The organism is Arthrobacter sp. SAFR-179, assembly GCF_059414945.1.
In genome coordinates this window covers 177,847-192,274 of the sequence record NZ_JBPFDM010000003.1, presented here as the reverse complement: position 1 = coordinate 192,274, position 14,428 = coordinate 177,847, and the positions used below count along the sequence as shown (strand labels likewise).

13 protein-coding genes are annotated in these 14,428 nt (G+C 67.5%); 10 read left to right on the top strand and 3 right to left on the bottom strand.

All coding sequences use genetic code 11. The features are described from left to right. Window positions 1-23: 23 nt before the first annotated feature. From ACR65K_RS07840 to ACR65K_RS07820, 5 genes are all read left to right on the top strand, one after another. Window positions 24-629, top strand: coding sequence for a hypothetical protein (locus tag ACR65K_RS07840; RefSeq protein ID WP_440152099.1), 606 nt, complete (start codon window positions 24-26; stop codon window positions 627-629). A 56-nt stretch (window positions 630-685) separates the two neighbouring features. Beyond that, window positions 686-3,028 carry an NAD-dependent DNA ligase LigA gene (ligA, locus tag ACR65K_RS07835; protein WP_440152098.1) on the top strand — a complete coding sequence of 781 codons (2,343 nt, stop codon included), beginning with the start codon at window positions 686-688 and terminating at the stop codon, window positions 3,026-3,028. Further along, on the top strand, window positions 3,025-3,834 hold the full coding sequence (locus ACR65K_RS07830) for an inositol monophosphatase family protein (RefSeq protein WP_440152097.1): 810 nt from the start codon (window positions 3,025-3,027) through the stop codon (window positions 3,832-3,834). Before ligA ends, ACR65K_RS07830 begins: the two co-directional genes overlap by 4 nt. 130 nt (window positions 3,835-3,964) lie before the next feature. Continuing rightward, complete coding sequence (locus ACR65K_RS07825; protein WP_440152096.1) at window positions 3,965-4,468, top strand: GNAT family N-acetyltransferase; 504 nt, start codon at window positions 3,965-3,967, stop codon at window positions 4,466-4,468. Window positions 4,469-4,514: 46 nt separating this feature from the next. Beyond that, entirely contained in the window at window positions 4,515-4,895 is a 381-nt protein-coding gene (locus ACR65K_RS07820) for a RidA family protein (protein WP_440152095.1), read from the top strand. A 23-nt stretch (window positions 4,896-4,918) separates the two neighbouring features. Here ACR65K_RS07820 and ACR65K_RS07815 read toward each other — a convergent pair whose 3' ends face one another. Both ACR65K_RS07815 and ACR65K_RS07810 read right to left on the bottom strand, forming a co-directional pair. Further along, window positions 4,919-5,581 (bottom strand): response regulator, encoded by a 663-nt coding sequence (locus ACR65K_RS07815; RefSeq protein WP_056338674.1) that lies wholly within the window; start codon window positions 5,579-5,581, stop codon window positions 4,919-4,921. After that, window positions 5,574-7,298, bottom strand: coding sequence for a sensor histidine kinase (locus ACR65K_RS07810; protein WP_440152094.1), 1,725 nt, complete (start codon window positions 7,296-7,298; stop codon window positions 5,574-5,576). The genes ACR65K_RS07815 and ACR65K_RS07810 overlap by 8 nt, the downstream gene beginning before the upstream one ends. Window positions 7,299-7,498: 200 nt before the next feature. Here ACR65K_RS07810 and ACR65K_RS07805 point away from each other — a divergent pair, with 200 nt between their 5' ends. From ACR65K_RS07805 to ACR65K_RS07785, 5 genes are all read left to right on the top strand, one after another. After that, complete coding sequence (locus ACR65K_RS07805; protein WP_440152093.1) at window positions 7,499-8,953, top strand: CitMHS family transporter; 1,455 nt, start codon at window positions 7,499-7,501, stop codon at window positions 8,951-8,953. Window positions 8,954-9,099: 146 nt separating this feature from the next. Next, on the top strand, window positions 9,100-9,396 hold the full coding sequence (gatC, locus tag ACR65K_RS07800; RefSeq protein ID WP_043455998.1) for an Asp-tRNA(Asn)/Glu-tRNA(Gln) amidotransferase subunit GatC: 297 nt from the start codon (window positions 9,100-9,102) through the stop codon (window positions 9,394-9,396). A gap of 2 nt (window positions 9,397-9,398) precedes the next feature. Continuing rightward, window positions 9,399-10,973, top strand: a complete 1,575-nt coding sequence (gene gatA, locus ACR65K_RS07795) for an Asp-tRNA(Asn)/Glu-tRNA(Gln) amidotransferase subunit GatA (RefSeq protein ID WP_440152092.1) — start codon at window positions 9,399-9,401, stop codon at window positions 10,971-10,973. Beyond that, on the top strand, window positions 10,973-12,481 hold the full coding sequence (gatB, locus tag ACR65K_RS07790; RefSeq protein ID WP_440152091.1) for an Asp-tRNA(Asn)/Glu-tRNA(Gln) amidotransferase subunit GatB: 1,509 nt from the start codon (window positions 10,973-10,975) through the stop codon (window positions 12,479-12,481). The genes gatA and gatB overlap by 1 nt, the downstream gene beginning before the upstream one ends. A gap of 207 nt (window positions 12,482-12,688) precedes the next feature. Continuing rightward, window positions 12,689-13,384 (top strand): hypothetical protein, encoded by a 696-nt coding sequence (locus ACR65K_RS07785; RefSeq protein ID WP_440152090.1) that lies wholly within the window; start codon window positions 12,689-12,691, stop codon window positions 13,382-13,384. Window positions 13,385-13,423: 39 nt separating this feature from the next. Here the strand turns inward: ACR65K_RS07785 and ACR65K_RS07780 are convergent, their stop codons facing one another. Then, window positions 13,424-14,335 (bottom strand): LysR family transcriptional regulator, encoded by a 912-nt coding sequence (locus ACR65K_RS07780; RefSeq protein WP_056338654.1) that lies wholly within the window; start codon window positions 14,333-14,335, stop codon window positions 13,424-13,426. Window positions 14,336-14,428: the final 93 nt, after the last annotated feature.

Sequence of the window (14,428 nt, the reverse complement as noted above, 5' to 3'; positions counted from 1 at the left end):
TCCGTGGGCGTCGAAAGGTAACCGTGACCCCCTCCACCCCGCTCATCCGTGCTGTGCCCGCCACCGCCTCCGCGGCGTTCCTGGCGCTCACAATAGGCCTGTCCACTACTTCGCTGGCCTTGGCTGATTCTCCCGAGCCCTCGCCCGCTGCCACCACTGTCGCACCCGGCCCGGAACCCTCACCGGACAAGACATCGAACGGGCGGCCGGGCAAGCCTGACGAACCACCGGGGCAGGGCGGCGCGCCCGTCCAGCCGACGGCCCAGCCGGCGCCTTCCACCCAGCGGCCCGTCCAGCCTGCCCAGCCCCAGCCGCCCAGGACAGGCGCTCCTGCCCCGGCCGCTCCACCCGCCACGGCAGCGGACGTCCCGGCGGAACCCGCCACCGAAAACCCCTCAGCCGCTGCCGGTTACCGCCCGCCCACAGGCCCCTCCAGTGGTGTGGACTGGAACAGCCCCGTAACCCGGGCTGCCGGACCCGCCCAGATGGCTGCTGCCGCTCCCGCCCATGGCCAGGGTCCCGGCGGACCAGCGCCCCTGCCCATAGCCCTTGGCACGCTGCTGGTGGGGGCGTCTGCCGGTGCCTTCGCATGGTGGAACCGAAACAGGAACCGGTTCCGCGCGCATTGAGAGCCGTTTGGCCGCCGTGCCGGGCGACTGTCAGAGGTGTAAGGCAAGATAGGTCTGTGAGCACAGGACCAGGACCCGCAGAACAGACCGCCACCCGGACCGCGGCAACCCACGAGCCCCAAGCCGTCCCCACCGAAGCCATCCGCGAGGAATACCAAAACCTCGCCGACCTGGTGCGGAAGTACCGGTTCGCGTATTACCAGGAGGATTCCCCCCTGGTTTCGGACGCCGAGTTCGACACCCTTTTCCGCCGCCTCGAGGAGATCGAGGCGCTGCACCCGGAACTGGTGTCCAACGACTCGCCAACCCAGGAAGTGGGCGGCGAGGTCTCCGCAGCGTTCGCGCCCGTGGAACACCTGCAGCGGATGTACAGCCTGGAAGACGTCTTCTCGCTGGAGGAGCTCGAGGCCTGGCTCAACCGGGCCGAGGCCAGCATCGAAAAGATCGGGGACGGCAGCGCCAAGGCAGCCTGGCTGACTGAACTCAAGATCGACGGCCTGGCGGTCAACCTCCTGTACCGCGACGGCAAGCTGGTGCGGGCTGCCACCCGCGGCGACGGCACCACCGGCGAGGACATCACCCACAACCTGCTCACCATCAAGGAAATACCGCAGGAACTGCGCGGCAGCGGTTTCCCCGCCGAGATGGAGGTGCGCGGCGAGGTCTTCATCCCGTCCAAGGCGTTCGCTGAGTTCAATGAGGCCCTGATCGAGGCCGGCAAGGCACCGCTGGCCAATCCCCGCAACGCCGCCGCCGGCTCCCTGCGGCAGAAGGATCCGGCAGAGACGGCCAAGCGGCCCCTGAAGATGTTCGTCCACGGCATCGGCGCCCGCGAAGGCCTTGCGGCCGGCAGCCAGTCGGAAACGTACGGGCTCCTCAAGGAGTGGGGCCTGCCGGTCAGCCCCTACTTCGAGGTGCTGGAGACCCGGGAGGACGTCCTGGGCTTCATCAAACGGTACGGGGACCAGCGGCACAAGCTGCTCCACGAAATCGACGGCATCGTGATCAAGGTGGACAGCTTCGCCACCCAGCGCGCCCTGGGCAACACCACCCGCGTTCCCCGCTGGGCCGTGGCCTACAAGTACCCGCCGGAGGAAGTCCACACCAAGCTCCTCGACATCCAGGTCAACGTTGGCCGCACCGGCCGCGTCACCCCCTTCGGCGTCATGGAGCCGGTCAAGGTCGCCGGCTCAACGGTGGAGATGGCCACCCTTCACAACCAGGATGTGGTCAAGGCCAAGGGCGTCAAGATCGGTGACATCGTGATCCTGCGGAAAGCGGGAGACGTCATTCCCGAGATCGTGGGCCCCGTCCTGTCCCTCCGCGACCAGCAGGACCCGCCGGTGCGGGACTTTGTCATGCCTACCGAATGCCCCTCCTGCGGGACTCCGCTGGCACCGGCCAAGGAGGGGGACGTGGATGTCCGCTGCCCCAATGCCAGGTCCTGCCCGTCCCAGCTGCGCGAGCGGGTCTTCCACGTTGCAGGCCGGGGCGCTTTTGATATCGAGGCCTTGGGCTGGGAGGCGGCCATTGCGCTGACCCAGCCGGCCGAACCCGAAGTCCCTCCGCTGACCTCCGAAGCCGGGCTGTTCGATCTCACGCCCGAGGACCTGGACGGCGTCAGGATCCGGCGGGAGAAGAAAACCAAGGGCGTTCCCACCGGCGAGTACGAGCTGGTTCCCTACTTCTTCAGCAAGGGCACGGCCAAGTCGCCGTCCAAGCCCACGGCCACCACGCAGAAACTGTTCAAGGAACTCGAAAAAGCCAAGACCCAGCCGCTGTGGCGGGTGCTGGTTGCCCTGTCCATCCGGCACGTGGGCCCGCGCGCCTCACGGGCCCTGGCGCAGGCATTCGGCTCCATGGAGCGCATCCGGGCAGCGTCGGAGGAGGAACTGGCCCACGTGGACGGGGTGGGCCCCACCATCGCTGCGGCAATGAAGGAATGGTTCGCCGAAGACTGGCACCTGGAGATCATCGACCGCTGGGCAGCCGCCGGGGTGCGCATGGAGGACGAACGCGACGAGTCCATGCCGCGCACGCTCGAAGGGCTGACCGTAGTGGTCACCGGTTCCCTGCCCAACTTCAGCCGCGACGAGGCCAAGGAGGCCATCCTGCTCCGCGGCGGCAAGGCCGCGGGCTCCGTCTCGAAAAACACCAGCTACGTAGTGGCCGGTGAAAGCGCCGGCAGCAAACTGGATAAAGCAGAGCAGTTGGGGATTCCGGTGCTGGACGAGGACGGGTTCCGGCAATTGCTCGACGGCGGCCCGGCAGCCCTGGGGGAGTCGGCAGCAGACGGCGCGGCACCTGGTGGCGGCGAGGCTGCACCGGACGCAGATGATGACGAAGAGGCGACCGTCCCGGCTTTTGCAGGGGAAGACACAGTGGAGGAGAACGCATGACGTCCGCTTCGGAACTGCTGGAGGTCGCCAAACGGGCAGCCGCTGCCGGTGCCAGGGTCCTTTCCGGCCGGGACGGCAACGCGCTGGACGCCAGCAACAAGGGGGCGGCGGGGGACTGGGTCACTGCCTTTGACGTCGCCGCCGAAAATGCGGTGCGGGACGTCATTGCCGCTGCCCGCCCGGCAGACAGCATCACCGGTGAGGAACAGGGCAGCACCCGCCCCGCACACCCCAGCGGCTACCGTTGGTCCATCGACCCGCTGGACGGCACCACCAACTTCATCCGCAATATCGTCTACTACGCCACCTCCGTGGCAGTTGCAGATGCCGACGGCGCCTGGCTGGCCGGCGTCGTCAACGCTCCTGCGCTGGGCCGCATCTACTACGCTGCCCGCGGCCAGGGTGCCTGGCTGGAGGAGCGCGGCACGGTCACCAGGCTCGAGGGCCCCGTCCCCGGCCGGACCGGGCAGATCCTGGCCACCGGATTCAGCTACGAACCAGGCATCCGTTCCCAGCAGGCCGCCGCCTTCGCCACCCTGATGGACGGGTTCGCGGACGTCCGCCGGCTTGGCTCCGCGGCCCTGGACCTCTGCATGGTGGCCGATGGAACCCATGACGCCTACGGCGAGCGGGGCCTGAACGAGCACGATTTCTCGGCCGGGGCACTCATCGCGGAGGAAGCCGGGTGCTGGGTGCGCAGACCGCGCCTGACCAGCCCCCTCGACGGCGGCCCCACCGATGATGAGCGCCTGGATGCCTGGACGTGCGCGGCCAGCCTGGAACTGTCCGGCAAGTTTCCGCTGTAAAAACCTGCTTCCCGGCCCCCGCCGGTCCCTACAGCCCGGGCGACGCATCGGACCATCCCGTACTGATAGTTCGATCACGGAAAGCGCGTTTCCGCCGGACCAGGGACCTCCCCGCCACTACCATTGATGGGTGCAGCAGCCGTTAACCATCCGTCCCGCCGTTGAAGCCGATTTCCCCGCCGTGGCCCGCATTACAGGCGACTCCTACCTTTCGGCAGGCTATTTCGACGACCCCGCCCACCCGTACATGGTCAAGATCATGGACGTTGCGGACCGTGCCCGGCAGGCCACTATCTGGGTGGCTGAACGGGAAGGAACCGTCATCGGCTCCGTCACCCTGGCGCTCGCGGGCGAACCCTACGCGGACATTGCGCTGCAGGACGAGCTGGAATTCCGCATGCTGGTGGTGGACCCCGCCGTCCAGCGCAGCGGCGCCGGCAAGGCCATGGTGGAAGCCATCCTGGACCACGCCAAGACCCTTCCGGGCATCCGTGGCGTGTCCCTCACCACGGGCAAAGCCTGGGAAAGCGCGCACGGCCTGTACCGCAAGACCGGCTTCGAGCGCGTGCCCGAACGGGACTGGTTCGTCCCCGGAACCGACATAAAACTGCTGGTTTACCGGCGCAACCTGTAGCAGCCCTACAGTGGTGGCGACCCATTCCAGCTTTGAAAGGCCACCCATGCGCAAAACCCTCGGCAGCGGATCCGTCTGGGAACAGACCCTCGGATATTCCCGCGCCGTCCAGGTGGACAACACCCTCTACATCTCCGCCACCGCGGCAAGCGGGGACGACGGAATCGTCGGGGACGACTTCTACACCCAGACCCAGTACATCCTGCAGAAACTCGGCAAGGTGCTGGCCGACGCCGGCTTCGCCTACGGGGACGTGGTGCAGTCCAAGCTGTACCTGACGGACATCAGCAAATGGGAAGAAGCCGGTCGGGCCCACGGCGAGGTGTTCGGGGAGATCCGCCCCACCCTCTCCCTGGTCCACGTCCTGCCGTTCCTGGATCCGAAGATGCTCGTCGAGATCGAACTGGTCGCCCAGAAAGCTGATTAACGCTCTTCCTGTTCCACCCTGTCCTACCGTGCCGGCAGGCCGTACCTGTGTTCCGGCCTGCCGGTGGTCCCGTAGCGGAGCTGGATGTCCACCGCGCCGTCGTCGGCCAGGGAGGACAGGTACCGCTGGGCGGTGGCCCGGGAAACGCCCACGCGCGAGGCAACTTCGGCGGCGGAGTACTGCTCTCCCGCAACCAGGGACTCCAGCACCGCAGCTTCGGTTGCCGAGCGGGGTTTCGACGACGGCGTGACATCGCCCGGAATCAGCGAGCGTTTCGCACGTTCCACCGCTTCCTGGTCCAATGCCCCGGGCTGGCCCAGGAGGCGCCGGTAGCGGGCATAGGAGCGCAGCTGCTGGGACAGCGACTCCGCGGTGAAGGGCTTGAGCAGGTACCCCAAGGCGCCGCGGCGGAACGCCACCCGGAGGGATGCGGCATCGGAGGCGGCGCTGAGGATGATGGTGTCCACATCCAGCTGCTGCAGCAGGTCCAGGCCGGAGGCGTCCGGCAGGTAGACGTCCAGCAGCACCAGGTCGGGCCGCAGGCTATGGATGGCCTGCAGCGCCAACGACGCCGTGCCAACAGGCGCCAGGGCCATGAACCCTGCCACCGAGTCAACATAGGCTGCGTGGAGCTTGGCCACGTGGAAGTCATCATCCACGATCAGGACCCGAAAATCGTCAGCCATTCTCATCCTTTCCGGCTGCCCCCGGGGTGGTGGCGGCAGGGTTTCCCGCCGTCGTATGCGGAAGGGTGGCCATGAACACGGCACCCGGTCCGCCCTTGGTTCCGCGCTCCAGTACCTTCACGTCGCCGCCGCGGCGCCGCGCCAGCTGGCGCGCCAGGGCAAGCCCAAAGCCCTGCCCGCCACCTGCCCGGACCGGGCCGGAGGCCGTGGTGAAGCCTTCGGCAAAGACGCCCTCCGGGTCCGTGCCCTCTGCCAGCCCGTCGCCGGAGTCCGCCACCACGATATGCAGCGTGCCGCCGTCGTCGCCCGGCTCATCCAGCACCTCAAGCTCAACCCAGCGGTCCGCCGCCGACCCCGCCACGGCCGCGTTGACGGCGTTGTCGATCAAGTTGCCCAGCACCGTGGTGACATCCTGGGCCTCCGTGACCTGCCCCCTGACAAGGGTCTCCGGGCCAATGCGGAGTGCAACGCCGCGCTCATCCGCCTCCACGCCCTTGGCGCCCACGAAGGCCTGAAGGTACGGGTCCTGCAGCAGTTCGGCCTGGTCCACCGGGAACTTCAGCGGTCCCGTGGCGGCCAGCCGGGCGAGGTATTCGCGTGCGTCCTGGTGCTGGCCGATGCCCAGGAAGCCCGCCAGCGTGTGCAGCTGGTTGGCGAACTCGTGCCGCTGGGCCCGCAGCGCCGTGGACATGGTGCCGACGGCATCGAGCTGGCGGGTCAGCTGCTGCAGCTCGGTGCGGTCGCGCAGCATGATGACCCAGCCCAGGTCCTCGCTGCGGTGCAGCGCCTTGCGGGCGTTCGCCACCAGGACGCGGCCGCCGGCCACCAACTCCAGCGCTTCCACGGGGGAGCCCCCGCCAGTCCGCGTGAGTGACTTCAGCTGCTCCGGAACCGGCGCATCCTCCCACCGCGTAGCGGCCAGGTCCGGCAACTCCAGCAGGCGCTGGGCGGCAGCGTTGAAGACACTTACCCGGCCGTCGGCACTGACGCCGATGACGCCGTCGTCCACCCCCTGCAGTACCGCCACCTGGTCGTGGACCAGCGTGCTGATCTCTTCCGGCTCCAGGCCCAGGGTGAGCCGCTGCAGGCGGCGGCGCAGCAGGAAGGACCCCAGGATCCCGGCCAGCAAGGCGCCAGCGGCCGTCAGCGCCACCGGTCCGATGTCGCGGGCCACGCTCTGGGCCACGGTCTCCATGGAGTAGCCCACACTGACCTCACCCACCACCGTGCTGGTGCCCGGCGCGTAGACGGGAACCTTGGCTCCGGCGGAGGGTCCCAGGGTGCCGGTGTTCCGGGTGGTGATGTCCTGCCCGGACAGCGCCTCGGACGGATCGGTGCTCACCTTCTCACCCAGCCGCTGCGGATCGGGATGGGCCAGCCGGATGCCGGTTTCGTCGGTGATGACCACGAAGAGCGCGCCGGTCCGTGTCCGCGCTGCCTCGGCTGAAGACTGGAGCGGCCCGGCCAGAAGTTCGGCGGGCGGGGGAGTGCCGGGCTGTTCGCTGATGGCCAGGACATTGGCCCTGACCTCCGGATCGGAGGCAACGGTCCGGGCCAGGGTCAGCGCCTGGTTTTCGGCGTCGCTGCCTACCCGGTCGTACGTCAGCCAGGCATGTACGGCCGCGCTGAGCAGCACCACCAGCAGCACCACCGCCAGCTGCAGCAGCAGCGTCTGGGTGGAAAACCGCAGCGGCGGCCGGGGCGCGGAACGCTGCATTTATCCTCCTTGACGGTGTTGGCGGTGCGGTTGAAGTCTGCGGTTTCAGCGCGAAAGCGCTGTGAGCACAATGAGCAAAATGCTCCCAATAAGCAGTATGCCAATCAATTGAGCCAAAGGCACTGCCGTGACGGACGCCACCCTACAGTCTGTAGCACGCATCACAACGCTGTGGTGCCGTTCACAAGAAGGAGCCGGCTGTGCTGGTAATACTTGGATTCGCCATGATCGCGGTATTCATGGTGCTGATCATGACGAAGAAGTTGACGCCAGTGCTGGCGTTGATCATTGTCCCTACTGTTTTTGGCCTTTTCGCCGGCGCCGGCCTCGGCATCGGCGACATGGTCATGGACTCCATGAAGTCCATGACCTCCACCGCCGCGCTGCTGATGTTCGCCATCATCTACTTCGGCCTGATGATCGACGTCGGGCTCTTTGACCCGCTGGTGAAGTTCATCCTCCGCAAGCTGGGCAACGACCCCGCCAAGGTTGTCCTGGGCACCGCCATCCTGGCGGCCGCCGTGTCGCTGGATGGCGACGGGTCCACCACGTTCATCCTCACCACCGCCGCCATGCTGCCGGTCTACCTGCGCCTCAAGATGAGCCCCGTGGTCCTCACCTGCGTAGCCGGCCTGGCCAACGGCACCATGAACATCCTCCCGTGGGGCGGCCCCACCGCCCGTGCCGCCACCGCCCTGAAGATCGACGTCAACGACGTCTTCGTCCCCATGATCCCGTCCCTGGTGGCCGGCCTGGTGGTCGTCTTTGCCTTCGCCTGGCTGCTGGGCCTGCAGGAGCGCAACCGCCTCCGTGCCACCGCACCCGAGATCTGGGGCGTCCCGGACACTGCAGAAGAGTTCGACGGCGGCACCTCCGCGGCTGCCTCCGGCGCCGGCCGTGGGCGCAAGGGCGGCAACCCCGGCGGCGCAGCCCCCACCGGTGGATCCGTGGCTGTCCTGGAGCGCACCGAGACCCTGGTGGACGATCACGACTCCGCCATGGCGGACACCGCCCTGGACCCCAACCGAAGCACCCTGCGTCCCAAGCTGTTCTGGTTCAACCTGGCCCTGACTGTCGCTGTCATGGTGGTCCTCGTGGCCAACATCATCCCGCTGCCGTTCGTGTTCATGGTGGGCGCCGCCATCGCCCTGCTGGTCAACTTCCCCAAGGTCAAGGACCAGGGCGCCCAGCTGATCGCACATGCACCGTCCATCGTTGCCGTGGTCAGCATGGTCATGGCCGCCGCCGTCCTCACCGGTGTCCTCAAGGGCACGGGCATGGTGGAGGCGATGTCCGCCTGGCTGGTCCAGATCATCCCGTCCTCGATGGGCCCGTTCATGGCCGTCATTACCGGCGTCCTGAGCATCCCCATGACGTTCTTCATGAGCAATGACGCGTTCTACTTCGGCGTCCTGCCCGTGCTGAGCGAGACCGCCGCACACTACGGGGTTGGCGCTGCCGACATGGCCCGTGCCTCCATCACCGGCCAGCCGTTCCACCTGCAGAGCCCGCTGGTTCCTGCCATCCTGCTGCTGGTGTCGCTGGCCAAAGTGGACCTCGGCGACCACCACAAGAAGGTCCTGTGGCGCACTGCGGTCATCTCCCTGGTAATGCTTGGCGTCGGACTGCTGACTGGAGCCATTGGAATCGGTTAGTCTTTAGCTGCCCGCGCTCCTGCCCCCGTGGCAGGACCGGGTCTCGAAGGTGCCCGTCTGACGCCCGCTGGGGGCCGTCAGACGGGCATCTTCGTTTCCGCACTAGACTGGATCGGAAAACAATTCGAACTTTGCAGGGGAGATCCATGGCTGCGATCAACCGTGACGACGTCGCGCATCTCGCGCGGCTCGCTCACATCGAGATGAGTGCCGAAGAGCTGGACAGGATGGCCGGCGAGCTGGCCGTCATCGTCGATTCGGTCAAGTCCGTCAGCGAGGCCGCCGGGGATGACGTCCCGGCCACCTCCCACCCCATTCCGCTCACCAACGTCTTCCGCGAGGACGTTGTGGGGCACACCTTCACGGCGGAACAGGCCCTCTCCGGCGCCCCGGACTCCGATGACAACCGTTTCAAGGTCCCGGCCATCCTGGATGAGGCATAACCATGACTGAACACAACACCGCCGGCACCAGCGCCGACACCCTGATCCGCCTGTCCGCCGCCGAACTTGCCGGGAAGCTCGCTGCCGGCGAGGTCACCGCCGTCGAAGTTACCCAGGCCTACCTGGACCGCATCGCCGCCGTGGACGGCCTGGTCAACGCGTACCTGCACGTCAACGCGGAGGAAGCGCTCGCCGTCGCCGCCGAGGTGGACGCCATCCGTGCCGCCGGCGGCGCTGAGGCCGAGGCACTGCACGTCCTCGCCGGCGTCCCCATCGCCGTCAAGGACCTCATCGTCACCGTTGGACAGCCCACCACCGCGGGCTCGAAGATCCTCGAAGGCTGGCACAGCCCGTACGACGCCACCGTGGTGGAGCGCCTGCGCGCCGCGAAGATGCCCATCCTGGGCAAGACCAACCTGGACGAATTCGCCATGGGCTCCTCCACCGAGCACTCGGCCTACGGCCCCACCCGCAACCCATGGGACCTGGACCGGATCCCGGGCGGTTCCGGCGGTGGCTCGGCTGCTGCCGTTGCCGCATTCGAAGCACCCCTCGCCCTGGGGACGGACACCGGCGGCTCCATCCGCCAGCCCGGTGCCGTCACGGGAACCGTTGGCGTGAAGCCCACCTACGGCAGCGTCTCCCGCTACGGCGCCATCGCCATGGCCTCCTCGCTGGACCAGATCGGCCCCGTAACCCGCACCGTCCTGGACTCCGCCCTGCTGCATCAGGTCATCGGCGGCCACGATCCCCGTGACTCCACCTCCTTGCCGGACCCGCTCGCTGACCTCGTCGCCGCCGCAAAGACTGGCAACGTGGAGGGCCTGCGGATCGGCATCATCAAGGAACTGCACGGCGAGGGCTACCAGGCCGGCGTCGAAAACCGCTTCAATGACGCCCTGGAGCTGCTTAAGGAAGCCGGTGCAGAGATCGTGGAGGTCTCCTGCCCCAACTTCCAGTACGCCCTGGGCGCCTACTACCTGATCATGCCGTCCGAGGCCTCCTCCAACCTGGCCAAGTTCGACGGCGTCCGGTACGGGCTGCGCGTCCTCCCCGAGGACGGTCCCATGACCATCGAACGCGTCATGGGTGCCACCCGCGCCGCCGGCTTCGGCGACGAAGTCAAGCGCCGCATCATCCTGGGCACCTACGCCCTGTCCGCGGGCTACTATGACGCCTACTACGGCTCCGCCCAGAAGGTGCGCACGCTGGTCCAGCGGGACTTTGACGCCGCCTTTGAACAGGCCGACGTCCTGATCTCGCCCACCGCCCCCACCACGGCTTTCCCGCTGGGCGAAAAACTGGACGATCCCCTGGCGATGTACCTGAACGACGTCGCCACCATCCCTGCCAACCTGGCAGGTGTTCCCGGCCTGTCGCTGCCCGGCGGCCTGGCCGACGAGGACGGACTGCCCGTCGGCATCCAGCTGCTGGCCCCGGCCCGCGAGGACGCCCGCCTCTACCGGGTGGGCGCGGTCCTGGAATCGCTGCTCGAAGCCAAGTGGGGCGGCCCGCTGCTGGCCCAGGCTCCCGACCTCGCCGCAGCTGTCACCCTCGAAACCCAGGAGGCAAAATAATGAACACCGAGGCAATCCTGAGCTTCGACGAGGCCATGGAGAAGTACGACCCCGTCCTGGGCTTCGAGGTCCACGTGGAACTCAACACCAAGACCAAGATGTTCTCCTCGGCCCCCAACGTCTTCGGTGACGAGCCCAACACCAACGTCAACGAGGTGGACCTTGGCATGCCGGGCGTCCTGCCCGTGGTCAACAAGACGGCGGTGGAGTCCTCCATCAAGATCGGCCTGGCGCTGAACTGCAAGATCGCCGAATCCTGCCGGTTCGCCCGGAAGAACTACTTCTACCCGGACACCCCCAAGAACTTCCAGACCTCCCAGTACGACGAGCCCATCGCCTACGACGGCTACCTGGACGTTGAACTCGAGGACGGCACCGTGTTCCGCGTGGAGATCGAGCGCGCGCACATGGAGGAGGACGCCGGGAAGCTGACCCACATGGGCGGCGCCACCGGCCGCATCCACGGTGCCGACTTCTCCCTGGTGGATTACAACCGCGCCGGTGTTCCGCTGGTGGAGATTGTCACCAAGCCCATCGAAGGTGCCGGTTCCCGCGCCCCGGAACTGGCCAAGGCGTATGTGGCCGCCATCCGCGAGATCGTGAAGAACCTTGGTGTCTCCGATGCCCGCATGGAACGCGGCAACGTGCGGTGCGATGCCAACGTTTCGCTCCGCCCGCACGGGCGCGAACGATTCGGCATCCGGTCCGAAACCAAGAACGTGAACTCGCTGCGCGCCGTCGAACACGCCGTCCGCTACGAAATCCAGCGCCACGCCGCCGTCCTGGACTCCGGCAGCCCGGTGGTCCAGGAGACCCGGCACTGGCACGAGGACACCCGCACCACCACCTCGGGCCGGCCCAAGTCCGACGCGGACGACTACCGCTACTTCCCGGAGCCGGACCTGGTCCCCGTGGTTGCCTCCCGCGAATGGGTGGAGGAATTGCGCGCCACGCTGCCCGAGCCCCCGGCCGAGCGCCGCAAGCGCCTCAAGGCGGACTGGGGCTACTCGGACCTGGAATTCCGCGACGTGGTGAACGCCGGCGTCCTGGACGAGATCGAGGAAACCATTGCGGCCGGGGCCTCGGCGTCCGTGGCCCGCAAGTGGTGGATGGGCGAGATCGTGGGCCGCGCCAAGGCCGCCGACGTCGACCCCGGCCAGCTGGGCGTCCAGCCTGCCACCGTAGTGGAGCTGAGCCGCATGGTGGAAGCCGGCAAGATCAACAACAAGATGGCCACCCAGGTGCTGGACGGGGTGCTCGCCGGCGAGGGCAGCCCTGAAGAGATCGTCGAAAAGCGCGGCCTCGCCGTGGTGTCCGACGACGGTCCCCTCCTGGAAGCGATCGACGCCGCACTGGCCGCCCAGCCCGACGTCGCGGACAAGATCCGCGGCGGCAAGGTGCAGGCCGTCGGCGCGATCGTGGGCGGAGTCATGAAGGCCACCCGCGGCCAGGCTGACGCCGGCCGCGTGAAGGAACTGATTCTGGAAAAGCTGGGCGTCACCGTTTAGCCTTCCCACCCCAACTGGGTAGCAGCAGGTGTCGTTTTGAGGGCTCATAACGACACCTGCTGCTACCCAGTTTTTTGCCTTAAGTACTCATGTGCGCATGCGGCCAAAGTACTTATTTCCAGCAACGGAGTGCGGCCCTAGACTGATGCGCAGGATGCGGCTCTGGGCGCTGACCTGGCCGTACTGGAGCTGTGGGAGGAGACAGACATGTTTGTTGGGGACCCGCTGAAAGTGCGCAAGGCAGCGCTGGCCGGGGCAGTGGCCCTGGCCTTGTCGGGCACGGGAGCCGCCCTGGCCTGGTCGGCCACCGGCACGCCCGCGCCGTCGCCCTCCCAGCCGGCGCCCGGCCAGGAGAAGGCGCCCGGGAAGGCAACGGCACCCGGCCAGCAGGACAAACTGGACAAGAAGGCCCAGCGACCGCAGCCGCTCCATGGCGAGGGCGTGGTCAAGAACCCCGACGGAACCTTCCAGACCAAGCTGGAACAGCGCGGAACCGTGGAATCGGTCAGCGATTCGGCCATTACCGTCAAGAGCGAGGACGGCTTCTCCCAGACGTACACGGTGAACGGCGATACAAAGATCACCGTTATACCTGCCCCGGCCGCGGATGGTTCAGGGACAAGCGGCTCAGGGACAAACGGCCCAAATGCTACAGGCGACGGCGGCAAGCGGCTTAAGCCGGCGGACGGAACCATCGCGGACATCGCCGTGGGGGACACCGTACGCATCTCGGGCGTGAAGGACGGGGACAAGGCCACCGCCGGGCGGGTTGTGAAGGGTGCCGGTGACGGGCCGGGCCTTGGCTTGGGAAGGGGCTTGGGACGCGGCCATGGCCTGGGACACAAGATGGGCCAGGGCAACCACCAGGACGACGGCAACCACCAGGACGACGACGGGGCGTAAGGCCTGCATCCACGTCCGGTCCGGCGTTCCGAACCCGGCTCAGCCCTGTCGCACCAGCCCCGCCATGATGTCCTCGAGGGCCTCGCAGACCATCACCACGGCCCGCCGCTTCAGATTTTCAGGGCGGGCCAGCAGATCGATCCTGCGGCGCGTGCTGATGCCCTCCAGCGGCCGCAGCACGATGTCCGGGTTGAGGACCGGCCCTGCCGTATACCTGGGCAGCAGGCCCACCACGCCGCCGGCGGCAACCAGCGCCGCCACCGTGGAGTAGTCGTTGATGCGGTGGACAATGTTCGGCTCGCGGCTGGAGACGGCAGCGACGGCGGACAGGACGTCGGCGGGGGAGTAGCCGGGGTGGCTGGTCACCCAGGCCTCGGCGCCCACGTCGTCCGCCGTGACCGTGTCCTTTTGCGCCAACGGGTGGGCGGCGGGCAGTGCCACGTCAAGGGGTTCGTGCGCCAGCGGGATCACAGCCACCCGTTCTGCGGGCCAGCGGGGACTGTGGTCCATGCGGTGCGCCAGGACCAGGTCGTACCGCGCCGTGAGGGCAGGGAAGTCCTGCTGGGCCACGTCCTCGTCGGACAGTTCGATCCGCGGGTGCTCCGGCCGGTCCAGCATCCGTGCCAGCGGCGCAAACAACGCCTGCCCGGCGCTGTGGAACCCGCTGAGGGTCACCCGGCCCGCCGGCGACTGGTGATAGGTGCTCAGGGCGCCGCGGGCGTCGGCCATGGCACTGACGACGGCGGCGCCTGCGTCCGCGAGTACCTGTCCGGCTTCCGTAAGCACCAGGTTCCGGCCCTCCTTGCGCGTCAGGGGCACCTCGACCGTCCGCTGCAGGTGGGCCAGTTGCTGCGAGACGGCCGAAGGAGTGACCATGAGTGTGTCCGCCACGGCCTTGACGCTTCCGAGTGCTCCCAGTTCGCGCAGGATCTCCAGCTGATGTACTTCCACGCTCCCAGTCTAATCATTAGCGGTCACTACACCGTCGATTGAGAAGATCCTTGTTGTGCTAATGCTTTCGCAGGGCTTCAATGAGGAGGACAA